We start from the raw sequence: 21,873 nt of genomic DNA, 5'->3' as shown, positions 1-21,873 counted from the left end.
GGCCCCGTCCGCTCATGTGCCCGCTCATGTGCCCGTTCCGGTGCCCGCTCGGCCGGCTACCGGTGTGCGGCGCCGTGCCGCGGCGGTGTCGGCATGCTGTTGTCCGCGAGGGCCGGGGCCGCGGCGACGGCGCTGACACCCAGCACCAGGACGAGCGTGGCGAGGATCTTCTTGGCGCGGGTCACTGCGGCTCCTTGGGAGAAGAGGATGCGGACGGGGTCGACGCTAGTGCGGCGGGGCGGGCGCTCGTGGTGACACGTGGCGGTCGCGCCATGATTCGGCCGGGACGCAGTTCTTGACAACGCCCGGTCCCGGCCGGACGACCGGAGCGGACCCCGGCCGCGGCGGCGCCCCCTCCCTGCCGCCGCGGCCGTCCCCGTCGGGGTGGTGGTCCCGTGCCCCCGGGCCGCTACTTGCCGTCGCGGGTCAGGTCGAGCGCCGGCGGAAGCGGCATCTGGTTGTCCTTGGTGTCCAGCGGCCCGTCGCCCTTGGGCGGCGACGGCATCTGGTTGTCCTTGGTGACGATGGTGTCGTCCCCCGCGGGCGGGACGGGAAGCTGGTTGTCCAACGGCTTGGTGGGTATGGCCTGCTGCTCGCTCATCGTTGTACTCCTCTGCAAGAACGAGGGGGTCGTGACGAACGCCCGCCCGGCGATTCCCCCGATGGACCGCCGGACGGACGCCCGGAGCCGCACACTACCCACGCAGCTCCCCATCAGGCCGTTTGCCCCCCGACGCGACGGCCTGACTGATACGAGGATGTCGGATGGCGATAAACGAACGCTGAACGTCCCGCGCGGCCGGGAACAAGCCCTGCTCAGGCCGCCGCGGCCGGGGTCAGCAGGGCGCGCACCTCGGCGGCCTCGACGGCTCCGTTCTCCTCGAACAGCCGCAGCGCCTCACGCCAGCAGACCTGGGCCCGGTCCAGTTGGCCGAGCGCCGCGAGGGCCCGCCCGAGGAGGGTCAGGACATGGCCGCGCATCCGGTCGCCGCCGATGCAGCCGATCGCCAGGGACTGTTCGGCGTGCTGGGCGGCCTGGGCCGGGCGGCGGGCGGCGATGTGCGCCTCCGCGATCCGGAAGTGGGTCGTGCCCTCCCACAGCCGCTGGCGGTGGTGGACGAAGACGGTCAGGGCGTCCCCGAACTGGCCCAGCGCGTCGGCCGGGCGGCCCGCCTTGGTGAGGGCCATCCCCAGCGCGTAGTGCCCGTTGGCGAGCCGCATGGTCCGGCCCAGCTCCGCCAGCAGGGCCAGCCCGTACTGGGCGATCTCCACGGCCTTGGTGATGTCCCCCATCGACAGATGGGCCCGGGACAGGTTGAACAGGGTCGTGGCCTCACCGGCCCGGTTGCCCGCCTCGCTGTAGCCGCGGATGGCCCGCTCGAAGAGCAGTTCGCCGTCCTGGTAGCGGTGCTGGTGCAGGGCGATCAGCCCGCGGTCGTTGGCCGCCCAGCTGACCGCGGCGAGGTCGTCCGCCCGCTCCGCCCGCTCCATGGCGACCCGGGCCTCCTCGGCGGCCTGCTGGATACGCCCCGCGACCAGCAGCGCGTTGGTGAGCGTGGTGCGGGCCCGGCCCTCGGCGCGGACGTCCCCGGCGCCCCGCGCGGCCTCGCAGGCGGCGACGGCCGTCGCCTCGTACTGGCGGGCGTTGGCGCCCGACTCGGTGAGGTCCTTGGCCGCCCACAGCAGATCGACCGCGCGCCGCAGCCGGGCACCGGCGACCGACTGGCGGACACAGGCGAGCAGGCACTCGCCCTCGGCGTAGAGCCAGTCGAGGGCAGCCGCGCCGGACTCGAAGCGCAGGCCCTGGTGGTCGGTGGGTTCGAGGTGGTCGACCAGCCGGTCGCCGGGCCGCTCGATGGCGTACACCCGGGCGGCGGTGGCGAGATAGAAGTCCAGCAGCCGGGAGAGCGCTGCCTCACGTTCGGCCGGGGGCTGTTCGTCGCGCTCCGCGCAGGCGCGGGCGTAGAGCCGGACCAGGTCGTGGAAGCGGTAGCGGCCGGGGGCGGCGGACTCCAGCAGGGAGGTGTCCACCAGGGACTCCAGCAGGTCTTCCGTCTCCCCGGCGGGCAGGTTCAGCATCGCCGCCGCGGCGGCCAGCGAGATGTCGGGGCCGTCGGCGAGGCCGAGCAGCCGGAAGGCGCGGGCCTGGGCGGGTTCGAGCTGGCCGTAGCCGAGTTCGAAGGTGGCCGCCACCGCCAGGTCACCGGCCTGCAACTCGTCCAGTCTGCGGCGTTCGTCGGCGAGCTTGGCGGCCAGCACCGACACCGTCCAGGTGCGGCGGGCGGCGAGCCGGGACGCGGCGATCCGGATGGCCAGCGGCAGGAACCCGCAGGCGGCGACCACGTCGAGGGCAGCCTCCCGCTCCGCGCGCACCCGCTCCGCACCGACGATCTTCGTGAACAGCGCCAGCGCCTCGTCCGGGGACATCACATCCAGGTCCACCAGGTGCGCGCCCGCCAGGTCCACCATCCGGATCCGGGAGGTGACCAGCGCCGCGCAGCCCTCGGTGCCCGGCAGCAGCGGTCTGACCTGGGCGGCGTCGCGCGCGTTGTCCAGCAGGACCAGCACCCGGCGCCCGTCCAGCAGCGAGCGGTACAGCGCGGCGCGCTCCTGGAGGGTGTCCGGTATCGCCGCGTCCGCCGTGCCCAGCGCGCGCAGGAACGCGCCGAGTACCGCCTCCGGTTCGGCGCAGCGCGGGCCGGTGCCCTGGAGGTCGACGTAGAGCTGGCCGTCGGGGAAGGCGGCCCGCGCGCGGTGGGCCACATGCACCGCGAGGGTGGTCTTGCCGACGCCGCCGATCCCGGCGACCGCGGAGAGCGCCATCACCCGGCCCTCGGCCTGGCGCAGCACCTCGCTCAGCTCGTCCACGAATCCGGTCCGCCCGGTGAAGTCCGGGACCGTGGCGGGGAGCTGGGCGGGGCGCACGGTCGCCATCGCCGGGGAGGCGGCGGGCGCGGCGGGCTCCGCGAGGGCCGGGTCGGCGCGCAGGATGCGCTCCTGGAGGTCACGCAGTCCGGCCCGGGGGTCGACGCCGAGTTCCTCGCGCAGCAGCCGCCGGGTGTCGGCGTACACGGCGAGCGCCTCGGCCTGCCGGCCGCTGCGGTACAGGGCCAGCATCAGCAGTTCGCGGGGGCGTTCGCGCAGCGGCTGGGCGGCGGTCAGCGCGGTCAGCTCGGACACCGCCTCGGCGTGGCAGCCCTGCTCCAGGTCCATGTCGAGGCGGGTTTCGAGGAGTTGCAGCCGCCATTCCTCCAGCCGGACCCGCTGCGCCTCGGCGTACGGGCCGGGCACTCCGGCCAGCGGTTCGCCGTCCCACAGCGCCAGCGCCCGGCCGAGCGTCTCCCGGGCGCGGCACAGGTCGCCCGCGCCGCGCGCCTTCTCCGCCCCGGCGGCGAGGTCCTGGGCGTGTGCCAGATCGAGGGCGCCGCCGGGCGGCCGGAGCGCGTATCCACCGGACTCGCTGACCAGGACGCCCGCGTCGAGCACCTTGCGCAGCCGGGAGGCGTAGGTGCGCACCGCGGCGAGCGCCTGCGACGGCGGTTCCTCGCCCCACAGCGCGTCGATCAGTTCGGCGGCGGTGGCGGTGCGGCCCTCACGCAGCAGCAGGGCCGCGAGCAGGGCGCGCTGCTGCGGGGACCCGGTGGGCAGGGGTTCCCCGCCGCGCCAGGCCCGCACCGGTCCGAGCACCCCGAAGCGCAGCCCCGGCGCGTGTCCGGTCCCGCCCGTGCCGCCGCCGTCCCGGCCCTCGGCCGGAGAACCGTCGGCCGCCGTGCCGCCCCCGTACGCCGCGGCCCCCGCGTCCGGACGCCGCTGTGCCGGCACCCGCGGCGGTCCCCCGTCGTCCATCGTCCGTCCCCCTAGGACCTGCCCTAGACATCCTGAAGCCCCCGTCAGTCTGCCTCGCGCGGGGCGAATGCGTCAGCTGTGCGAGACGGCGCTCACAACCCGGCACGCGCTACAACACAGGTCCCTCACATCGTCTTCGCCCCTCTTCCCGCGCGGCGCCGCCCTCAAAGATGTGATCCCGGACACCTGATCCAGATACACCCCGGCCCCCGTCGCGCCCCCGTCCCACCACCGCCCCACCGCGGTCCCACCACCATCCCCTCACTCCCGCCCCCCACCGTCCGCCGCATCCCGCCGGGTCCGGGGAGCTGACGGTCCGTCAGATCGGCGCTACCGTGCCCTTCATGGACAGCGACTTCCCGAGGATCATCTCCGTCGACGACCACACCGTCGAACCCGCGACCGTCTGGCAGGACCGACTGCCCAAGAAGTACGCCGAGACCGGCCCCCGCGTGGTCCGCGCCCCGCTGAAGGACATGTCCTTCCTGGGCGGCCGGTTCAAGCCGGTCATGGGCGCCCCCGGCGACGACGGCCCGATCGGCGACTGGTGGATCTACGAGGACCTGCACCGCCCGCTCACCCGCCTGGACACCGCCGTCGGCTACGACCGCGACGAGATCAAACTCGAAGTGATCACCTACGAGCAGATGCGCCCCGGCTCCTACGACGTGCCCGCCCGGCTGGCCGACATGGACGTCAACCACGTCCAGTCCGCGCTGTGCTTCCCGACCTTCCCGCGCTTCTGCGGCCAGACCTTCACCGAGGCCGCCGACCGCGACCTCGGGCTGCTGTGCGTGCGCGCGTACAACGACTGGATGGTGGAGGAGTGGTGCGGCCCGCAGGCGGACGGGCGGCTGATCCCGCTCACCCTGATCCCGCTGTGGGACGCCGAACTCGCCGCCGCCGAGGTCCGGCGCAACGCGGCGCGCGGGGTGCGGGCCGTCGCCTTCTCCGAGATACCCCCGCACCTGGGGCTGCCGTCCGTGCACACCGACGACTGGGACCCGTTCCTCGCCGCCTGCGACGAGACCGGCACGGTCATCGCCATGCACATCGGCTCCAGCAGCCGGATGCCGTCCACCTCCGCCGACGCCCCGCCCGCCGTGGGCTCCACCATCACCTTCGCCAACTGCTGCTTCTCGATGGTCGACTGGCTGATGAGCGGCAAGTTCGAGCGCTTCCCGCACCTCAAGGTGATGTACGCGGAGGGCCAGATCGGCTGGATTCCGTACATCCTGGAACGCGCGGACGTGGTGTGGGAGGAGAACCGGGGCTGGGGCGGGGTCGCCGGGAAGGTCACCCGGCCGCCCTCGGAACTCTTCGCGGAGCATGTCTACGGCTGCTTCTTCGACGACGCCTTCGGACTGCGCAACCTGGACGCGATCGGCGTCGGCAACGTCCTCTACGAGACCGACTACCCGCACTCCGACTCCACCTGGCCCAAGTCCCGCGAGGTCGGCGAGGCGCAGATGGGCCATCTGGACGGCCCGACCGTGGAACGGATCGTCCGGGGCAACGCCATCGACCTGCTCGGTCTCACCCCCGACGGACGCTGGCCCGGCGGCGTCCGGTGAGCGTCGCGTACGGCATCCAGCTCCCGGTGCAGTCGCAGAGCACGCTCTACGCCGAGCCCTGGGAGGCGGACGCCGGGCCCGAGGATCTGCGGGCGGTGGCGGTCGCCGCCGAGCGGGCGGGCTTCGCCTACCTCGCCACCTGCGACCACGTGGGCGTCCCCCGCCGTCTCGCGGACGCCATGGGCACCGTCTGGTACGACCCGGTCGCCACGCTCGCCCATCTCGCCGCCGTCACCACCCGGATCAAGCTGCTCAGCCATGTCGCCGTGGTCGGTCTGCGCCATCCGCTGGCGACCGCCAAGCAGTACGCCACCGTCGACCAGCTCTCCGGGGGACGGCTGATCCTCGGGGTGGGCGCCGGACATGTCCGTGAGGAGTTCGAGGCGCTCGGCCAGGACTTCGCGCGGCGCGGAGCCGTCCTGGACGAGGTGATCGACGCCCTGCGCGCGGCCCTCGGCCCCGAGGAGTACCCCGAGCACCACGGGAAGGTGTACGACTTCGCCGGGCTCGGCCAGCGCCCCCGCCCCGCGCAGCCGCACATCCCCGTCTGGGTGGGCGGCTCCTCGCCCGCCGCCGTGCGCCGGGCCGCCGTCAAGGGCGACGGCTGGCTGCCGCAGGGCGACCCGCGCGACCAGTTGCCCGAGCGGATCGCGACCCTGCTGCGGCTGCGCGCCGAGGCGGGCGTCACCGCCCCGCTCACGGTCGGCGCGCTCACCGAGCCCCTCTACCTGGGCACTCCGGGTTGGCATGTGGGCCGCCGCACGCTCACCGGCGCCCCCCGGTCCATCGCCGCGTCCCTGAACGCCTATCCGGCGATGGGCGTGCACCAGATCCAGGTCCGCTTCCGCTGCCGGGACCGGGCCGAACTCATCGACCAGATCACCGCGTTCGGGGCGGAGGTCGCCCCGCACCTCGACTGACCGACGGGAGCACCGTATGGGCAAGCTGGACGACCGGGTCGTCATCGTCACCGGCGCGGCACGCGGACAGGGCGAACAGGAGGCCCGGCTGTTCCGGGCGGAGGGCGCCGAGGTGGTCGTCGCCGATGTGCTGGACGACCAGGGCGAGGCGCTCGCCAAGGAGATCGGCGCGCTGTACGTCCATCTGGACGTGGGCGAGGAGTCCCAGTGGCGGACGGCGGTGGCGGCGGCGCTGGGCGCGTACGGACGGCTCGACGGGCTGGTGAACAACGCCGGGATCCTGCGCTTCCACGCCCTCGCCGACACGCCGCTGGACGAGTTCATGCAGGTCGTGAAGGTGAACCAGGTCGGCTGTTTCCTGGGGATCAAGGCCGTCGCGGGTCCGATCGCCGAGGCCGGGGGCGGGACCATCGTCAACACCGCGTCCTACACCGGGCTCACCGGGATGGCGGCGGTCGGCGCGTACGCCGCGTCCAAGCACGCGGTGCTGGGCTTGACCCGGGTCGCGGCGCTGGAGCTGGCCGGGGCCGGGATCAGGGTCAACGCGGTGTGCCCCGGTGTGATCGACACGGCGATGGCCGACCCGACCGCGCTGGACCCGGACGCGGACCCGGAGGCGGTGCGGCGGTCACTGGACGGGCTGTACCGCAGGCTGGTGCCGCTCGGCCGGATCGGGCGCCCGGAGGAGGTGGCGCGGCTGGCGCTGTTCCTGACGTCGGCGGACTCGTCGTACATCACCGGGCAGCCGTTCGTGATCGACGGGGGGTGGCTGGCGGGGGTGTCGGTGGTGTGACCGGCCGCCGGGCGGAGCACCTGAGCGCCGTTTCTGACGGCCCATCAGCTATTGACGCTACATGCGCGCGGTGCCACAGTCGGCGGGACTCGAATCTGACACAACGTCAGAAACGACAGCACGCGGAACAACGGTGAAGGATCTCTTGGAGGGGTGACCGGCCTTGGAATTCGGGCTCTTTGTACAGGGATATGTGGGCAAGCGCGCCGAGACCGACCCGCTGGCCGAGCACAAGGCGCTGATGGAGGAGACCGAGTACGTCATCGCGGCGGACCGGGCCGGGTTCAAGTACGCGTGGGCCTCCGAGCACCACTTCCTGGAGGAGTACTCGCATCTCTCCGCCAACGACGTCTTCCTCGGCTATCTCGCCCACGCCACCGACCGCATCCACCTGGGCTCCGGGATCTTCAACCCGCTGGCCCAGGTGAACCACCCGGTGAAGGTCGCCGAGAAGGTCGCCATGCTCGACCACCTCAGCGAGGGCCGGTTCGAGTTCGGCAGCGGACGCGGCGCCGGGTCGCACGAGATCCTCGGCTTCCTGCCCGGCATCACCGACATGAACTACACCAAGGAGATCTGGGAGGAGACCATCGCGGAGTTCCCGAAGATGTGGCTCCAGGACGAGTACCCGGGCTTCCAGGGCAAGCACTGGTCCCTCCCACCGCGCAAGATCCTCCCCAAGCCGTACGGCAAGTCCCACCCGGCGATGTGGTACGCGGCCGGTTCGCCCCCGTCGTACGCGATGGCGGCGAAGAAGGGCCTCGGGGTGCTGGGCTTCAGTGTGCAGAAGGTCTCCGACATGGAGTGGGTGCTGGAGCAGTACAAGACGGCGGTGGTGGACGCCGAGCCGGTCGGGGACTTCGTCAACGACAACGTGATGGTGACGACGACGGCGATCTGCGCGCCCACCCATGACGAGGCGATCCAGGTGGCCGTGAACGGCGGACTGCACTACCTCCCGTCGCTGGTCTTCCGCTACCACGACACCTTCCCCCGCCCCGAGGGCTTCCCGGTCTGGCCGGAGACCCTGCCCGAGTACACCGCCGAGTTCGTGGAGCTGATGATCGAGGAGGAGCTGCTGGTCTGCGGCGACCCGGACGAGGTGCTGCGGCAGTGCGAGCGGTGGGAGCGGGCCGGGGCGGACCAGATCTCGTTCGGGCTGCCGGTGGGGGTGCCGAAGGAGGACACCCTGCGCACGATCCGGCTGATCGGCGAGCATGTCATCCCGAAGATCGACACCGATCCGGTGCACCGGACGTCCCGCTTCCGGGCGGGGGCGTGAGGGCTGTGGAGCGGCGACCGCGCGAGAGCGGGGCGATGGCCCGTGCTTGACCATGTCATCAAGGGCGCGCTGGTGGTGGACGGCACCGGAGCGGCGGCGCGGACGGCGGATGTCGGCATCAGGGACGGCCGGATCGCCGCCGTGGGGACGGTGACGGAACCGGCCCGGACGTCGGAGGACGCGACGGGCCTGGTGCTGGCGCCCGGCTTCGTCGACCCGCACACCCACTACGACGCCCAGCTGTTCTGGGACCCGTACGCCACCCCGTCGCTGAACCACGGGGTGACCACGGTCGCCGCCGGGAACTGCGGCTTCACGCTGGCCCCTCTGCACCCCGACCGCCCCGAGGACGCCGACTACACCCGGCGGATGATGGCCCGGGTGGAGGGCATGGCGCTGGTGGCGCTGGAGGAGGGGGCGCCCTGGACCTGGCACGGCTTCGGCGAGTACCTGGACGCGCTGGAGGGCCGGATCGCGGTCAACGCCGGTTTCATGGTGGGCCACTGCGCGCTGCGCCGCCACGTGATGGGACCGGATGCGGTGGGCGGCCGACCGACCCCCGCGCAACTGGACGCGATGGTGGCGCTGCTGCGGGACGCGATGGCGGCCGGGGCGTGGGGCCTGTCCACCACCCAGTCCGGCACGCACGCCGACGGCGACGGACAGCCCGTGGCGTCCCGGCACGCGGACCCCGCCGAACTGCTGGCGCTGTCCCGGGCGGTGGGGGAGCACGAGGGCACGCAGATCGAGGCGATCGTCGCGGGCTGTCTGGACCAGTTCAGCGACGCGGAGATCGATCTGCTGGTGGAGATGAGCGCGGCGGCTGGACGCCCGCTGAACTGGAACGTGCTGACGATCGACGCGGCCGTGCCCGAGCGGGTGCCGCGCCAGTTGCTGGCCAGCGAGCGGGCGCGGCGGGCGGGCGGCCGGATCGTCGCGCTGACCATGCCGATCCTCACGCCGATGAACATGTCCCTGGGCACGTTCTGCGCGCTGAACCTGATCCCCGGCTGGGGCGAGACGCTGGCGCTCCCCGTGCCCGAGCGGATCGAACGGCTCCGCGACCCGGAGGTCCGCGCGGAACTGCTGCGCCGGGCCCAGTCGAAGGAGGCGGGCGTCTTCCGCCGCCTCACGAACTTCGCCCGGTATGTCATCGGCGACACCTACAGCACCGCCAACGAGGGCCTCACCGGCCGGATCGTGGCGGACATCGCCGCCGAACGCGGCGAGGACCCCTTCACCTGCCTGGTGGAGATCTGCGCGCGGGACGACCTGCGGACGGTCCTGTGGCCGATGCCGACCGACAACGACCCGGCGTCCTGGGCGCTGCGCGCCGAGACCTGGCGCCACGAGGACGTCCTGCTGGGCGGCTCCGACGCGGGCGCGCACCTGGACCGGATGTGCGGCGCCCCGTACACGACCCGCTTCCTGGGCGACTGCCTGCGCGGCCGGAAGCTGGTCGGGCTGGAACAGGCGGTACGGATGCTGACCGACGACCCGGCCCGCCTGTTCGGCCTGCGCGACCGGGGCCGGATACAGCGGGGCTACCACGCCGACCTGGTCCTGTTCGACCCGGAGCGCGTCGAGGCGGGCCCGGCGACCCTGGTCCACGACCTCCCCGGCGACAGCCCCCGCCTGGACTCCAGGGCCCTCGGCGTGAAGGCGGTGTGGGTGAACGGCGTGGCGGCGATCCGCGACGACGTGGTGACGGGCGCGGTACCGGGCCGGGTCCTGCGTTCGGGCCGCGACACGGCGACGGTGAGCACCCGATGACGCAGTCGCTGTACGTGGGCGGCGCGTGGGTGCCCCCGGAGGGCGGCCACTACGAGGTGGTGGACCCGGCGACCGAGGAGGTCGTGGGCCTCGCGCCGGAGGCGTCCCGGGCCCAGGTGTACGCGGCCTGCGCGGCGGCACGGGAGGCGCTGGGCCCGTGGTCGCGCACGCCCGCCGAGACCCGTACGGCGCTGCTGGGCCGGGCGGCGGACATCATCCGGGAGCGTCTGGTGCCGTACGCGGAGCTGGCCCAGGCGGAGACCGGCGCGACGACGGCGACGGCACGGGCGATGCAGGTCGGGGTGGCGGCGGCGCGGTTCCGCCGGTACGCGCGGATGGAACCGGCGGAGTGGGCGATCGCGCCGCAGGTGACGGAGGCGGGTGTGATGGGCCGGGGCGGAGTCCTGGGCGCCTTGGCCGTCCGCCAGCCGGTGGGCGTGGTCACCTGCATCACCTCGTACAACAACCCCTGGGCCAACCCGGCGGGAAAGATCGCCCCGGCGCTGGCGATGGGCAACACGGTGGTGGTGAAACCGGCGCCGCAGGACCCGCTGTCGGTGTACCGGATGGCGGAGGCGCTGGAGGCGGCCGGGGTGCCGCCGGGTGTGGTGAACGTGGTGTCGGGGCGGGCGGTGGAGGTCGGGGAGGCGGCGGTCGACTCCCCGGATGTCGACATGGTCAGCTTCACCGGCTCGACGGCGGTCGGCAGACGCATCGCGGAAGTCTGCGGACGCGGCATGAAACGCCAGCTCATGGAGCTGGGCGGCAAGGGCGCGGCACTCGTCTTCGAGGACGCGGACCTGGACGCGGCGGTGTCCGGCATCGGCACGGCGTTCTCCTTCTACAGCGGCCAGATCTGCACGGCACCGACACGGGTGCTGGCCCAGCGTGCCGTGTACGACCACCTGGTGGACCGCCTGGCGGCCTACGCTGCCCGCCTCCAGGTGGGCGACCCGCGCGACCGGGCGACGGTGGTGGGCCCGGTGATCTCGGCGGCCCACCGCGACCGGGTGGAGGCGTATGTGGAACTGGGCCGCGAGGAGGGCGCGGTGCTGCGGGCCGGCGGCGAACGCCCGTCCCTGCCGCACGGCTTCTACGTCCAGCCGACGCTGTTGGCGGACTGCACCAGCGGGATGCGGGTGGTGCGGGAGGAGATCTTCGGCCCGGTGGTGTGCGTGCTCCCCTTCGACGACGAGGAGGAGGCCGTCGCCCTGGCCGACGACTCGGAGTACGGCCTGATCGACTACGTCTGGTCGGCGGACACGGCCCGCGCGTTCCGCGTGGCCCGGCGGCTACGCGCGGGCGGGGTGGGCGTGAACACGGTCGGCCGCAACATGGAGGCGCCGTTCGGGGGGTTCAAGTCGAGCGGGGTGGGGCGGGATGTGGGGAGTTACGCACTGCACGCGTACAGCGAGGTACAGGCGATCGTGTGGCCGGGGTGAGGGCCGGGGCGCACCGGCGGTGGATGCGCCGACTGGGCGTGTCATAGGCGACATGACAGTCACCGGGCTCGATGGGCCGGTCGCAGATCAGACACATGAGGACCCCGGTGAGGGCGTCGTGGTGATCGCAGAGAGCGACGACGGACTGGGCGAGCCGCCGGACACGGGCGAGGTCGCGGGCGGCGACGGCATCCGGGCGCTCGGCGAGCCGCCGCCGGGCGGTGTCGGCACTGACGAGGGCGAGGGCGGCGGGAATGTCGTCCGGGGCCAGGGCGCGGGCGAGATGCTCGGTGGCCGGGACGAGTGCGGTGACGTAGGCATGGAAGTCCCGCCCGAACCGCTGGGTGGTGGCGACCCGGGGAACGGCCGTCTGATCGAGGAGCCAGGAGGCGTAGGCCCGCATGATGCCGGTGGAGGACGGAAGGGGCGCGGGGGCCGTGGGCGCGGGGTGGTGAAGGGGACAGGCGCAGGGTGGTAGCTGAGGGCCGCGCTGGTCGGGTGGTGGTTCGTAGGTGTGGGGGACGACGACGGTGGTGCGGGGGGAGGTGACCGCGCCGTCGCGGGTGACGGTGTAGACCTCGATGGTCATTTTGGCGGCGGGTGGGTGGGGGGTGGGGTTCGGCATGTGGGGGGGGCTCCTGGCGTCGACGGTCAGGGTCGTACTGCGATGGGAGACCACCCTCGGGCCCCGGCTGCTGGGCCGGAAAGGAAACTTCGCCCCGGACCTGCTTCACGCCACAGGGACAGTTCTCCCGCGCCCATCGTTTCCCTGCACGCAGCGTCATCGCTCGGTTACGGTTGAGCCGCCCGTGGTGAGGAGAGGTGATGCGCGACGAACCCCAGGGAAACCAGACGCTTCGTCGGCTGATGGCCGAGTACGGCTTCACCCGGGAAGGACTCGCGACGGCGGTCAACCAGGCGACCGAACGGCGCACCGGTGCCCTTGGCAACTGCACCGCCCGACTCGTGGGCCGTTGGCTGAACGGGGAGGTCGACTGGCCGCGCACGCGGGGGCGGGAGTCACTCGAAGCCGTATTCGGATGTCCGGTGGACGAACTGGGATTCAGGTCTCCCGCCGCCGGTGCCGACGGGGTTACCGTGCGGGCGTCAGAACAGCCCCGCCCACAGGAAGCGCCCGTGATTCGCCGCACTTTCGTCCTCGGCATCACCGGCAGTCTGCTCACTCTGCCGCCGCTGCCCGATTCGGGCCGCCTCGGAATGTCCGACATCGGACGGATCAAGGCCGCGGCGGCGGGGCTGCATCGGATCGACGATCTCCACGGCGGCGTGAGAGTCGCAGACGTCGCGGCTCAGTACATCGAGTACGTGGAGGCTGCTGCCCGGCGCTGCACCATCAGCGGCCGAGCTCAGGAGCAGCTCTACACAGCGCTGGGCGAGATGGCCACGAGCGCGGGCTGGTTCGCGTTCGACGCACGCCGCCAGGAGGACGCACGCCGTCACTGGGACACGGCGCTGCGCTACGCCCTGCTCGCGGGCAATGCCCTCCTCCAGGCCCGGGTGTGGTCGTCTATGTCGCACCAAGCCTGGCAGTTGGGGTACGGAGGCGAGGCGGTCGCCATCGCGCGCGCCGCGCTGGACCGGACACGCGGTCGCCGGGACGGCCAGTTGTCCGCACTGCTGCACACCCGTGTCGCCCAGGGGCACGCCATCCAGCGTGAGGCGGGCTGGTGCGCCCGCTCTCTGCTGCACGCCGAGATCGAGTTCGACAAAGAGGCCGACGTGCCGCAGCAGTGGCTTGGCTTCTTCAACGCCGGGGAAATCGCGGCGACGACGACCCTCTGCTTCCTCGATCTGCGCGACGGTGCGCGGGCGGTCGACTCGGCCCGCGCCGCCCTGCACTCCGTAGAGGCGACTCCCTTCCAGCGCAACAAGTTCGCCGCACGGGTACGGCTCGCCCGTGCCTTGGGCGACGCCGGGGAACTGGAGGAGGCAGTTTCAGCCGCCGACGACGCCCTCAAACTCCTGCCCGGCGTGCGCAGTGCACGGATCGCCGCCCGCCTGGATCAACTGCGCGACATACTGCTGAACCGTGGTGCGCCCGGCGCCACGGCATTCTCGGAACGATACAAGGCGGTGACCCCATGACCGTGGATCTCCTGACGACCAGCTACTACACCAGCCCCCGACTCGCAGAGATCCGCAGCACGATCCTCGACGTGTACTCCGATGTGTACGCGGACGAGATCGCCACCAACCCGTTCTTCTCCCTGGAGCGCTTCGAGGAGCGGTTGGACGGCCATGTCGGCGCCGGAGGCTGGGGCTGTGTCGTCGCCGAGGTCGGCGCGGAGGTGGTGGGCTTCACCTACGGTTTCACCTCCCGCCAGGACGCCACCACGTTCAAACTCTGCGAGAACATGCTGCGCGCGAGGTGGCGCAAGCGCGGCATCTCGCGTGTGATGCACGACGAACTGATGAGCCACCGCCGCGAGGACCGCGCCGAACTCCTGGTCCGCCGCGAACGCCCGCGGCTCCGCGCCCTGTACGAGCGCTGGGACTACCAGCGGGCCGGTGAGAAGCTGCCGTTCCCCGACTCCCCGCTGTACGACGTGATGGTCCTGGACCTGCGCCCGGAGTAGCCGCAAGGCGTCAGAGGTCGATGCCCAGGAACTCCGCCAACGCGTCCAGCCCCGGCGGGTGATCGGGCAGCGCCCGCAGATCGCGGACGATCGCCACGGCCAGGGTGTGGTGCCGCAGCCACGCAGGCGCCACCTTGCGCAGCGATTCGAGGGCCTTCACCGCGTCACCGAGGTCCGTGTGGGCGCGGGCCATGTCGAGCAGGAACCAGGTCCGCCAGGACGGGGGCACATCCTTGCCCAGCCGTATGCCCTGCGCGAGGGCGAGGGCGTCCTGTGGACGGCCGTACTGCACGGCCAGCCGGACCCGCTCGATCCGAACGGACGCCGGGCTGAACACGCTGACCATGCGTTTGTCCCCCGCATCCGGCAGCTTGGCCACCCGGCCCGCCTCGGTCTCGGCGTGCGTCATCAGCGCGGCGGCCCGGTCGTAGTCGCCCCCGCGCGCGGCCGACGTGGCGGCGGACATGGTCAGCGCGCCCCAGACCTTCAGACCGTCGGCGGTGGCCGTGTGCCCGCCGTCCCGGAGGCCGTCCGCGCTGTGCAGGGCGATACTCAGGGCGTCGTCCAGCCGTCCCTGCCGTTGGTACGTCCAGGCCACCGAGTTGACGATCATCGGCGCCAGCAGCGGGTCGGCGGCATGTCCGGCCGCCTCTATGGGCCCGCTCCAGGCCGATCAGCGCGAGGTCCGTCTTCCCCATCCGTACGGCGACATGACCGGCGAGCTGGAGCGCCTTGCCGAGCGCCACGAACCCGGCGGTCCGGTCGTCGCCGTCCGCCGAGGCCGCAGCCGTGCGCGCGTCCGCGATCAGGTCGGGCAGCGCCTGCATCACCGTGTCGAACTCGGCGGAGTGGTACCGCGTCCAGCCGTCCGCGATCCGCTCGCGCAGCGCGGTGAGCGAGAAGCCGGGACCCGGCTGCTCCGGCGCCGGTCCCCAGAGCACCGGCATGACGGCCCGCCGTACGGCCACGAACCGGGGTCCGTCGTTCTCGCCGGTCGAGGCGAGCGCGGGCGGGTCGCCCAGCAAGGTCGTCAGCTCCACGCCGAGCCCGTTCGCCAGCGCATGCAGGGTGGGCAGCCGCGCGGAGTGCTTCCGGTGCTGTTCGAGCTGCCGGATCACCTCCACGGACACACCGGACCGCCCGGCCAGCTCCTCCTGCGTCAAGGAGGCGAGTCGGCGCAGCCGCCGCAGGGCCCGCCCCAGGTCTTCGGTCGCCACGGGGCCACGGTACGCGGGTGGCACTGCGGGCGGGCGCGGGTGGAACTATCCGGCGATCTCCGACACACCCCTCTTCGAATCCGCGCTCACCGCCGCCCGACCGGCGGAGCCGCCCGTTCCCATCTGCTCGCCCTCGCCCGCCGTCCGGCTCACCCGGCTGGACCACATCCGGGGCGCCAGGACGAAACACACGGACGTGAATCGCTGTTGTCGCCTTCAGCACCATGACCGGTGACGAGCGATGAGCCGTTGGAGGCGATCCGTACATGGCCCTGAGCCACGAACAGCGTGAGCAGTTCCTCGCAGAGCCCCACATTGCAGCGCTGGCCGTCGACGGGGGCGCGGGTCGCGCCCCGCTCGCCGTGCCCATCTGGTACAGCTACACGCCCGGCGGCGACGCCTGGGTCATGACCGGCCTGAACTCCCGCAAGCACCGGCTGATCAAGGCCGCCGGACGCTTCACCCTGCTGGTCGACCGGGTCGAGCCCACCGTCCGCTATGTCTCCGTGGAGGGCCCGGTCGTGGACGAGACCCCGGCCACCATCGAGCAGCTCCGGGAGGTGTCCGCCCGCTACCTCCCGGCCGGGAAGCTGGAGGCGTACGTCGACTTCTCCTGGAAGAACAACGGGGACATGGTCGTCCTGACCATGCGTCCCGAGCGGTGGGTGTCGTCCGACCTCGGGTCGCTGTAGCAGGGGGCTCGCGACCGGGCCGTCGTATGTCATGAGTCGTCACCGGGTCGTCGGGGCCGCCTCGGGCCCCCGGGTCATACTCCCCCCATGCACCCCGACGACCTCCCCGCACTGCTGACGTCCCTGCGGGTATGGGACCCCGAGCGCACCACGCTCCCCCCGCTCGCCCCGGACACGGCACCGGCGTCCCCGCTCCCCCTCTTCGCGGACTGGTTCGCGGAGGCGGTGGCGGCGGGGCAGCCGGAGCCGCACACCATGTCGCTGGCCACGGCGGACGACGACGGCCACCCCGACGTCCGTACGGTGATGCTGCACGGCGCGGACGCGGACGGCTGGTCGTTCGCCACGCACGCCACCAGCCGCAAGGGACGGCAGCTCGCCGCGACCCCGTACGCCGCCCTCGGTTTCTACTGGTCGGCGCTGGGCCGCCAGGTGCGGGTGCGGGGCGCGGTGCACGCCGCTCCGGCCGACGAGAGCCAGGCCGATCTGCACGCCCGCTCGACCGGCGCCCTCGCCGCGGCGCTGACCGGCGGGCAGAGCGAGGTCCTCGGGTCGCTGGACGAACTGGCCCGGCGCTCGGCGCGGTCGTGGGAACGGGCGCGGTCCGCGCCGGACACGCCCGCGCCGACCTGGACCCTCTACCGGCTCCAGCCCGACGAGGTGGAGTTCTTCCAGGGCGACGCGGCGCGCCGACATGTACGGCTGCGGTATCGGAGGGACCAGGGGGAGGAGGCGGGGGCGGGCGGCTGGCGCACGGAACTGCTGTGGCCGTAACCGCCCCGCGCCGTCACTAGCCCTTGCCCTTGCCCTTGCCCTTGCTGTCCTTCTTGGAGGAGGACGACGACTTGGGCGGCTTGGCGGACGACGACTTGGACGACGACTTCGAAGGCTTGCCCGATGTGTGGGACTTGGCGGAACGGTCGGCCTTGTGGCCGGAGTGGTGTGAGTGGCCGCCACCGCTCCCGAGAGAGAGGTTCCCGATCGCACTCGCGAGCGCGGCGTTCTGATCCCCGGAAGGTCCAGGGTCGGAGTACTGCGACGGCTGCGTGCCGTACTGCGAGTACTGCGGGGTCCGCTGCCACTGCGACACGGCCACGTTCGACGGCCATTCCTGCCCCGTCGCGTACTGGTCCTGGTACGACGCCGCCATGGACGGGTCCCATTGCGGCTGCTCCGCGGACTGGTCCCACTGCTGCGCCTCCGTCTCCTCGGGCTGGCCCCAGGTCGGGCCCACGGGAGACTCCCTCCAGCTCGACACCGCCACGGACGGTGCCGTGTGCGAACTCGGCACATCCGGATTCCATCGCACGGGCCCGTACTGCGGCCCTACCGGCAGGGGCGTGGGCGGGATCGTGATGCCATGCGCCCGGCGGTAGTCGCTCATGACGACGTTGTAGCGGGCCTCACTGGTCTCCACGTGCGGCGCCTCGCCCCTGGGGCCCGGCTGGCTCTGGAGTAGGTAGTGGGAGTTGAAATCCCGCGGCTGATTCTTGAAGAGGTTCGCACTCGAATTCGACTTTCCGACCTCCTCCATGATCTGCCGGTGGGTCAGGGTGTTGTTGAACTCGATGTGCTCCATCTGGAGGCCGAAGTACTGGCCTCCCGTCCATCCCTGCTGCTCAGCCCAGTAGTCGACCCATCCCTGGCCCGCCCACTCCTCCCAGCCGAGCCGCTCCGACTCGGAGGCGGCATTGAGGGTCTCGAACGCACAGGCCCCGATCAGCCGGCTGGTGTTGTCCCGGCCCTCCAGTCCCGCCCGGAAATTCGGATCGAGCAGGATCACCCGGTCCTCCGGCTTCCACTCCGCGGCACCCGTCCTCGTATGCGGAGTCCCGAACCGTACGGTGAGGAGGCCGTGTTCACCCGCCGCGGAGAGAGCGGCCTGGAAGGCGGAACTCTCCGCGGCCAACGCCTCGACGGCTTCGGCGATCTTCTTCATCTTCCGGGTGTCCGAGGTGGCCTCGAAGACGATCGGGCCGACCTGGTGGCGAAAGGTGTCGTCCGAGGAGTCGGACGACGGCGATTTGTAGGCCAGGTCGGAGTTGTAGCTGGTGTCACTCACAGGTCGTCCGCCTTCCGATGCACGCGTCAGGACATGCGGCACAACGTCTCCGGGCACGCGGTCAGTTCAGGCGAAATGGAGGAAAGATGGAGGAAAGACGGAGGGAAGTCGGAGGGAAATCGGCGACAGGGGCCCATTCCGGCCATCCGGCTCAGCGGCCCCGTACCGCCGCCAGATAGCCCGAGATCGCGTCGCGGTTGCGGGTGAGACAGCGGATACGGGCCGTCATCCGGTCCAGCTCGTGTTCCAGCGTGCTGATCATCTCGGGGGTCGCGTCGGAGAAATGGATCGCCCGCGGCTGGTCGAGACAGGGCAGGATCTGCCGGATGATCCGGGTCGGCAGGCCCGCGTCCAGCAGGCCCCGGATCTGCATCACCCGGTCGACCAGCCGGTCGTCGTACTCCCGGTAGCCGTTCGCCGCCCGGTCCGGGACGATCAGGCCCTGCTCCTCGTAGTAGCGCAGCAGCCGCGGGGACGTGTCCGTACGCGCCGCCAGTTCACCGATCCGCATCCGGGCCCACCGTCCGTTCCCACGCGCTTGACCTTCACATCGATGTCAAGGTTCGAGCATACGCGTATGCGCTCCGACACCAGCGGGACCGGCGTGACGCCGCCCCTCGCTCCCTCCGTCCCCGACCGCCTCTCCGCCCCCACCCTGGCGGCCCTCACCGCGCTGGCCGCCGCCGCCTTCATCACCCTCCTGACCGAGGCGCTCCCGGCCGGTGTGCTGCCCGCCCTGAGCACGGACCTCGGGGTCGGCGAGTCCGCCGCGGGACAGACCGTGACCGTCTACGCGATCGGTTCCGCCGCCGCCGCGATCCCGCTGTCCGCCGCCACCTCCACCTGGCGCCGCAGACGGCTGCTGCTGATCACCATGGCCGGATTCGCCGTCGCCAACGCGGTCACCGCCGTGTCCGCCCACTACCCGCTCACCCTGGCCGCCCGGTTCGTCGCCGGGGTCGCGGCCGGACTCGTCTGGGCGATGCTGGCCGGATACGCCCGCCGCCTGGTCCCCGGCCCGCTCCAGGGCAGGGCACTGACCATCGCCATGGCGGGCGCCCCGCTCGCGCTCTCGCTCGGCGTGCCCGCGGGCACCCTGCTGGGCCAGTCGCTCGGCTGGCGGGTCGCCTTCTGGACGATGACCGCGCTCGCCGCCGCGCTCGCCCTGTGGATCGCCGTCGCCGTCCCGGACTTCCCCGGACAGCCGCGCGGCCACCGGGCCGGTGTCGCCCGGACCCTGCGCGTGCCCGGCGTCCTGCCCGTCCTGTGCGTCACCCTGGCCTTCGTGCTGGCCCACAACATCCTCTACACGTACATCGCGACCTTCCTCGACCGGCTCGGGCTCGGCGGCTCCGTCGACACCGTGCTGTTCGCCTTCGGGGTCGCGTCCGTCGCCGGGATCGTGGTCGTCGGCGCCCGGATCGACCGGCGGCTACGGCTGCTCACCCTCGCCGGTACGGTCCTGTTCGCCGTCTCCGCCACCGTCCTCGCCCTGCCCTCCGGCAACGCCCTCACCGTCCATGCCGCCGCCGCGCTGTGGGGGCTCGGCTTCGGCGGCGCCGCGTCCCTGTTCCAGACCGCCGTCGCCGACGCCGCCGGGGACGCCGCCGACACCGCGCAGTCCCTCCTGGTCACCCTGTGGAACGCCGCCATCGCCGGGGGCGGCATCGTCGGCGGCGTCCTCCTGGACGCCCTCGGGCCCGGCGCGTTCCCGTGGTCCGTCCTCGCCCTGCTCGCCCCGGTCCTCGCGATCGTGACCGCCGCCCGCCGCCATGGCTTCCCGCCGAGCCGCCCTGGGGCGACCGAGCCGTCATCGCCGTCGGCGAGGTGAGCGGGGTCAGCGGGGTCGGCGGGGTCAGCGAGGTGAGCGGCGTCAGCAGGGTCGGCGGGGTCAGCAAGGTGAGCGGCGTCAGCGAGGTCAGCCCCGTGAACCGGTGGCCTCACTCCCCCGCGACCGGCCCGAACACCGGCACCCCGTCCCGGAACACCACCTCCAGCTCCATCCCCGCCCGCAACTCCCCCGCCCCGCACCCCACGACCTCCGTCATCATCCGGGGCCCCTCGGCGAGATCGACCACGGCCGCCACATACGGCGTCCGCCCGCCGAACGGAGGCAGATCGTTGCGGTGCACGACCGACCAGGTGTAGAGCACGGCCCGACCGGACGCGGGACACCAGTCGACCGTCTCGCTCCAGCAGTACGGGCAGAACTCCCGCGGGTAGTGATGAGCCCGCCCGCACGCCCCACAGCGCCGGATCAGCAACCGCCCCTCGGCCGCCGCGTCCCAGTACGTCCGCGTGAAGCCGTCCGGCTCCGGAAGGTCGTACCGCACGTCCATCCCGCCCACCGCCCCCGTCACCCGGTCCGTCCCGGCCTCATCGGGTCCGTCCCCGCGTCACCTGATCCATGCGGGGGGCACCGAACCATCCCCCCGTCACCCGGTGTCCCGGTGTCACCCGAACCACCCCAGCGCCCCGTCCACCGACCAGGTCTGCCAGGACATCCCGAACAGCGCCACCACCGAGATCAACGCCATCATCGAGTTCTGCCCCTGCTCCGCCCAGTCGTGCACCATGAGGACGAAGTAGAGGGCGCTCAGCAGCAGTCCACCGACCAGGGCGACCGGCGTCAGAAAGCCAAGGATCAGCCCGAGCCCGAGCGCCAGCTCCGCGTACAGCACGACGTACGCCATCGTCTTCGGCCGGGGCGCCACCACCGCCGTGAACCCCGAACGCACCGGCTGCCAGCGGTGCTTGGCGGCGATCCCGGCCGCCCAGGCGATCCCCGAGCCCTCGCACCAGGTCTTGCGGTCCTTGTGCCGCCAGCTCTCCAGCCACCACAGCCCGAGCCCGATCCGCAGCACGGCCAGCCACTCCGCCCCGCTGAGCCAGATCGTGTCCATACGCCCACTCCCCTGCCGCCGCCCATGAATCTGACGGTACGTCAGTTCAGCGGATCCGCAGGCCATCCGCAAGGCGTCAGCATCGACCCGCGCTCCGTTCACCGGCAATTCCGGACAACAAACCAGCCTCACTCCCTCCCAAACCACTCCATGCGTGACCAACCCGCAACCAATTCCGGTCTTGACCGAGACCAATCAACCCCGGGGGTGATTACGCTCCGACCATGGCCGACCCCACAGCGCCGCCGACCTCCGCCGCGCCTCTCCCTACCCCGCCCACCGACCCGACGGACCCGACGGCGGACCCGGCTCCGGACCAGCCCCGAACGCCGGTCCGGGAGGCGTCTGGCGGGAGCGCCGGGGAGGCGTCTTCGGGCGCGGGGGAGACGTCTGGCGGGAGCGCGGGGGAGGCGCCTGGCGGAGGCGCCGGGGAGGCGCCTGGCGGGAGCGCCGGGGATGGGCACCGGGGTGACGCTGCCGGGGACGGGGGCGGCGGTGAGGCCGGGAGCGAGGGTGAGCTTGGGGGGCCCGCCGGTGCGTCAGTCGGGGCGGGCGGTGAGACCGGAAGCCAGGACGAGCCCAGAGACCCCGCCGATACGCCAGCCGGGCCGGACGGTGAGACCGGAAGCCAGGACGAGCCCAGAGACCCCGCCGATACGCCAGCCGGGCCGGACGGTGAGACCGGAAGCCAGGACGAGCCCAGAGACCCCGCCGATACGCCAGCCGGGCCGGACGGTGAGACCGGAAGCCAGGACGAGCCCAGAGACCCCGC

At 72.5% G+C, this 21,873-nt stretch carries 20 protein-coding genes and 1 pseudogene; 11 read left to right on the top strand and 10 right to left on the bottom strand.

Annotated features, from left to right (window positions below):
• Positions 1 to 56: 56 nt before the first annotated feature.
• From AB0D49_RS12795 to AB0D49_RS12785, 3 genes are all read right to left on the bottom strand, one after another.
• Positions 57 to 185: a hypothetical protein gene (locus tag AB0D49_RS12795; protein WP_362755338.1), complete on the bottom strand. Its 129-nt coding sequence runs from the start codon at positions 183 to 185 to the stop codon at positions 57 to 59.
• Positions 186 to 409: 224 nt separating this feature from the next.
• The gene (locus AB0D49_RS12790) at positions 410 to 601 is read right to left on the bottom strand and encodes a hypothetical protein (RefSeq protein WP_362755336.1); all 192 of its coding nucleotides are present in this window, start codon (positions 599 to 601) and stop codon (positions 410 to 412) included.
• 215 nt (positions 602 to 816) lie between these two features.
• Complete coding sequence (locus tag AB0D49_RS12785; protein ID WP_362755333.1) at positions 817 to 3,846, bottom strand: BTAD domain-containing putative transcriptional regulator; 3,030 nt, start codon at positions 3,844 to 3,846, stop codon at positions 817 to 819.
• A 344-nt stretch (positions 3,847 to 4,190) separates the two neighbouring features.
• On the opposite strand from AB0D49_RS12785, the gene AB0D49_RS12780 reads away from it, so the two are divergent.
• The 6 genes from AB0D49_RS12780 (at position 4,191) to AB0D49_RS12755 (ending at position 11,630) form a co-directional block, all read left to right on the top strand.
• On the top strand, positions 4,191 to 5,420 hold the full coding sequence (locus AB0D49_RS12780) for an amidohydrolase family protein (protein WP_362755331.1): 1,230 nt from the start codon (positions 4,191 to 4,193) through the stop codon (positions 5,418 to 5,420).
• Positions 5,417 to 6,340: a TIGR03619 family F420-dependent LLM class oxidoreductase gene (locus AB0D49_RS12775; RefSeq protein WP_362755328.1), complete on the top strand. Its 924-nt coding sequence runs from the start codon at positions 5,417 to 5,419 to the stop codon at positions 6,338 to 6,340. Before AB0D49_RS12780 ends, AB0D49_RS12775 begins: the two co-directional genes overlap by 4 nt.
• A 16-nt stretch (positions 6,341 to 6,356) precedes the next feature.
• Entirely contained in the window at positions 6,357 to 7,133 is a 777-nt protein-coding gene (locus tag AB0D49_RS12770) for a glucose 1-dehydrogenase (protein ID WP_362755325.1), read from the top strand.
• A gap of 163 nt (positions 7,134 to 7,296) precedes the next feature.
• Positions 7,297 to 8,415 carry an LLM class flavin-dependent oxidoreductase gene (locus tag AB0D49_RS12765; RefSeq protein ID WP_362755322.1) on the top strand — a complete coding sequence of 373 codons (1,119 nt, stop codon included), beginning with the start codon at positions 7,297 to 7,299 and terminating at the stop codon, positions 8,413 to 8,415.
• 42 nt (positions 8,416 to 8,457) lie between these two features.
• Positions 8,458 to 10,188 carry a D-aminoacylase gene (locus AB0D49_RS12760; protein ID WP_362755319.1) on the top strand — a complete coding sequence of 577 codons (1,731 nt, stop codon included), beginning with the start codon at positions 8,458 to 8,460 and terminating at the stop codon, positions 10,186 to 10,188.
• Complete coding sequence (locus tag AB0D49_RS12755; RefSeq protein WP_362755316.1) at positions 10,185 to 11,630, top strand: aldehyde dehydrogenase family protein; 1,446 nt, start codon at positions 10,185 to 10,187, stop codon at positions 11,628 to 11,630. Before AB0D49_RS12760 ends, AB0D49_RS12755 begins: the two co-directional genes overlap by 4 nt.
• Here AB0D49_RS12755 and AB0D49_RS12750 read toward each other — a convergent pair.
• Positions 11,545 to 12,255: a DUF6415 family natural product biosynthesis protein gene (locus tag AB0D49_RS12750; RefSeq protein WP_362755314.1), complete on the bottom strand. Its 711-nt coding sequence runs from the start codon at positions 12,253 to 12,255 to the stop codon at positions 11,545 to 11,547. The genes AB0D49_RS12755 and AB0D49_RS12750 overlap by 86 nt on opposite strands.
• Before the next feature lie 200 nt (positions 12,256 to 12,455).
• Between AB0D49_RS12750 and AB0D49_RS12745 the strand changes: the two genes are divergently transcribed.
• Entirely contained in the window at positions 12,456 to 13,736 is a 1,281-nt protein-coding gene (locus tag AB0D49_RS12745) for a hypothetical protein (protein WP_362755312.1), read from the top strand.
• Positions 13,733 to 14,227, top strand: a complete 495-nt coding sequence (locus AB0D49_RS12740; protein WP_362755309.1) for a GNAT family N-acetyltransferase — start codon at positions 13,733 to 13,735, stop codon at positions 14,225 to 14,227. Before AB0D49_RS12745 ends, AB0D49_RS12740 begins: the two co-directional genes overlap by 4 nt.
• 10 nt (positions 14,228 to 14,237) lie before the next feature.
• On the opposite strand, the pseudogene AB0D49_RS12735 reads toward AB0D49_RS12740, so the two are convergent.
• Positions 14,238 to 15,444, bottom strand: a pseudogene (locus tag AB0D49_RS12735) (helix-turn-helix domain-containing protein).
• 266 nt (positions 15,445 to 15,710) lie between these two features.
• On the opposite strand from AB0D49_RS12735, the gene AB0D49_RS12730 reads away from it, so the two are divergent.
• Positions 15,711 to 16,136 (top strand): pyridoxamine 5'-phosphate oxidase family protein, encoded by a 426-nt coding sequence (locus AB0D49_RS12730; RefSeq protein ID WP_362755307.1) that lies wholly within the window; start codon positions 15,711 to 15,713, stop codon positions 16,134 to 16,136.
• Positions 16,137 to 16,223: 87 nt separating this feature from the next.
• Positions 16,224 to 16,910, top strand: coding sequence for a pyridoxal 5'-phosphate synthase (locus AB0D49_RS12725; protein ID WP_362755304.1), 687 nt, complete (start codon positions 16,224 to 16,226; stop codon positions 16,908 to 16,910).
• A 16-nt stretch (positions 16,911 to 16,926) separates the two neighbouring features.
• Here AB0D49_RS12725 and AB0D49_RS12720 read toward each other — a convergent pair whose 3' ends face one another.
• Both AB0D49_RS12720 and AB0D49_RS12715 read right to left on the bottom strand, forming a co-directional pair.
• The gene (locus tag AB0D49_RS12720; protein ID WP_362755302.1) at positions 16,927 to 18,198 is read right to left on the bottom strand and encodes a hypothetical protein; all 1,272 of its coding nucleotides are present in this window, start codon (positions 18,196 to 18,198) and stop codon (positions 16,927 to 16,929) included.
• 151 nt (positions 18,199 to 18,349) lie between these two features.
• Complete coding sequence (locus AB0D49_RS12715) at positions 18,350 to 18,709, bottom strand: MerR family transcriptional regulator (protein ID WP_362755299.1); 360 nt, start codon at positions 18,707 to 18,709, stop codon at positions 18,350 to 18,352.
• Positions 18,710 to 18,775: 66 nt separating this feature from the next.
• On the opposite strand from AB0D49_RS12715, the gene AB0D49_RS12710 reads away from it, so the two are divergent.
• Complete coding sequence (locus AB0D49_RS12710) at positions 18,776 to 20,029, top strand: MFS transporter (RefSeq protein ID WP_362755296.1); 1,254 nt, start codon at positions 18,776 to 18,778, stop codon at positions 20,027 to 20,029.
• 109 nt (positions 20,030 to 20,138) lie between these two features.
• Here the strand turns inward: AB0D49_RS12710 and AB0D49_RS12705 are convergent, their stop codons facing one another.
• From AB0D49_RS12705 to AB0D49_RS12695, 3 genes are all read right to left on the bottom strand, one after another.
• A complete protein-coding gene (locus AB0D49_RS12705) occupies positions 20,139 to 20,537 on the bottom strand; it encodes a Zn-ribbon domain-containing OB-fold protein (RefSeq protein WP_362755293.1) in 399 nt (132 codons plus the stop codon).
• Between the two features lie 114 nt (positions 20,538 to 20,651).
• The gene (locus AB0D49_RS12700; RefSeq protein ID WP_362755290.1) at positions 20,652 to 21,101 is read right to left on the bottom strand and encodes a DoxX family protein; all 450 of its coding nucleotides are present in this window, start codon (positions 21,099 to 21,101) and stop codon (positions 20,652 to 20,654) included.
• Between the two features lie 539 nt (positions 21,102 to 21,640).
• Positions 21,641 to 21,873, bottom strand: a 233-nt coding sequence (locus AB0D49_RS12695; RefSeq protein WP_362755287.1) for a hypothetical protein, incomplete at its 5' end; no start/stop codon positions are given.

This window comes from Streptomyces sp. NPDC048290 (genome assembly GCF_040652095.1).
Lineage (GTDB): Bacteria > Actinomycetota > Actinomycetes > Streptomycetales > Streptomycetaceae > Streptomyces.
The sequence above is the reverse complement of the archived record's forward strand: the minus strand, read 5'-3'. Positions and strand labels throughout refer to the sequence as shown.

Coding starts and splice junctions, on each gene's coding strand:
- AB0D49_RS12700 (WP_362755290.1), bottom strand. CDS start 21,101: ATGGACACGATCTGGCTCAGCGGGGCGGAGTGGCTGGCCGTGCTGCGG.
- AB0D49_RS12745 (WP_362755312.1), top strand. CDS start 12,456: ATGCGCGACGAACCCCAGGGAAACCAGACGCTTCGTCGGCTGATGGCC.
- AB0D49_RS12780 (WP_362755331.1), top strand. CDS start 4,191: ATGGACAGCGACTTCCCGAGGATCATCTCCGTCGACGACCACACCGTC.
- AB0D49_RS12785 (WP_362755333.1), bottom strand. CDS start 3,846: ATGGACGACGGGGGACCGCCGCGGGTGCCGGCACAGCGGCGTCCGGAC.
- AB0D49_RS12770 (WP_362755325.1), top strand. CDS start 6,357: ATGGGCAAGCTGGACGACCGGGTCGTCATCGTCACCGGCGCGGCACGC.
- AB0D49_RS12790 (WP_362755336.1), bottom strand. CDS start 601: ATGAGCGAGCAGCAGGCCATACCCACCAAGCCGTTGGACAACCAGCTT.
- AB0D49_RS12755 (WP_362755316.1), top strand. CDS start 10,185: ATGACGCAGTCGCTGTACGTGGGCGGCGCGTGGGTGCCCCCGGAGGGC.
- AB0D49_RS12750 (WP_362755314.1), bottom strand. CDS start 12,255: ATGCCGAACCCCACCCCCCACCCACCCGCCGCCAAAATGACCATCGAG.
- AB0D49_RS12710 (WP_362755296.1), top strand. CDS start 18,776: ATGCGCTCCGACACCAGCGGGACCGGCGTGACGCCGCCCCTCGCTCCC.
- AB0D49_RS12725 (WP_362755304.1), top strand. CDS start 16,224: ATGCACCCCGACGACCTCCCCGCACTGCTGACGTCCCTGCGGGTATGG.
- AB0D49_RS12730 (WP_362755307.1), top strand. CDS start 15,711: ATGGCCCTGAGCCACGAACAGCGTGAGCAGTTCCTCGCAGAGCCCCAC.
- AB0D49_RS12740 (WP_362755309.1), top strand. CDS start 13,733: ATGACCGTGGATCTCCTGACGACCAGCTACTACACCAGCCCCCGACTC.
- AB0D49_RS12715 (WP_362755299.1), bottom strand. CDS start 18,709: ATGCGGATCGGTGAACTGGCGGCGCGTACGGACACGTCCCCGCGGCTG.
- AB0D49_RS12705 (WP_362755293.1), bottom strand. CDS start 20,537: ATGGACGTGCGGTACGACCTTCCGGAGCCGGACGGCTTCACGCGGACG.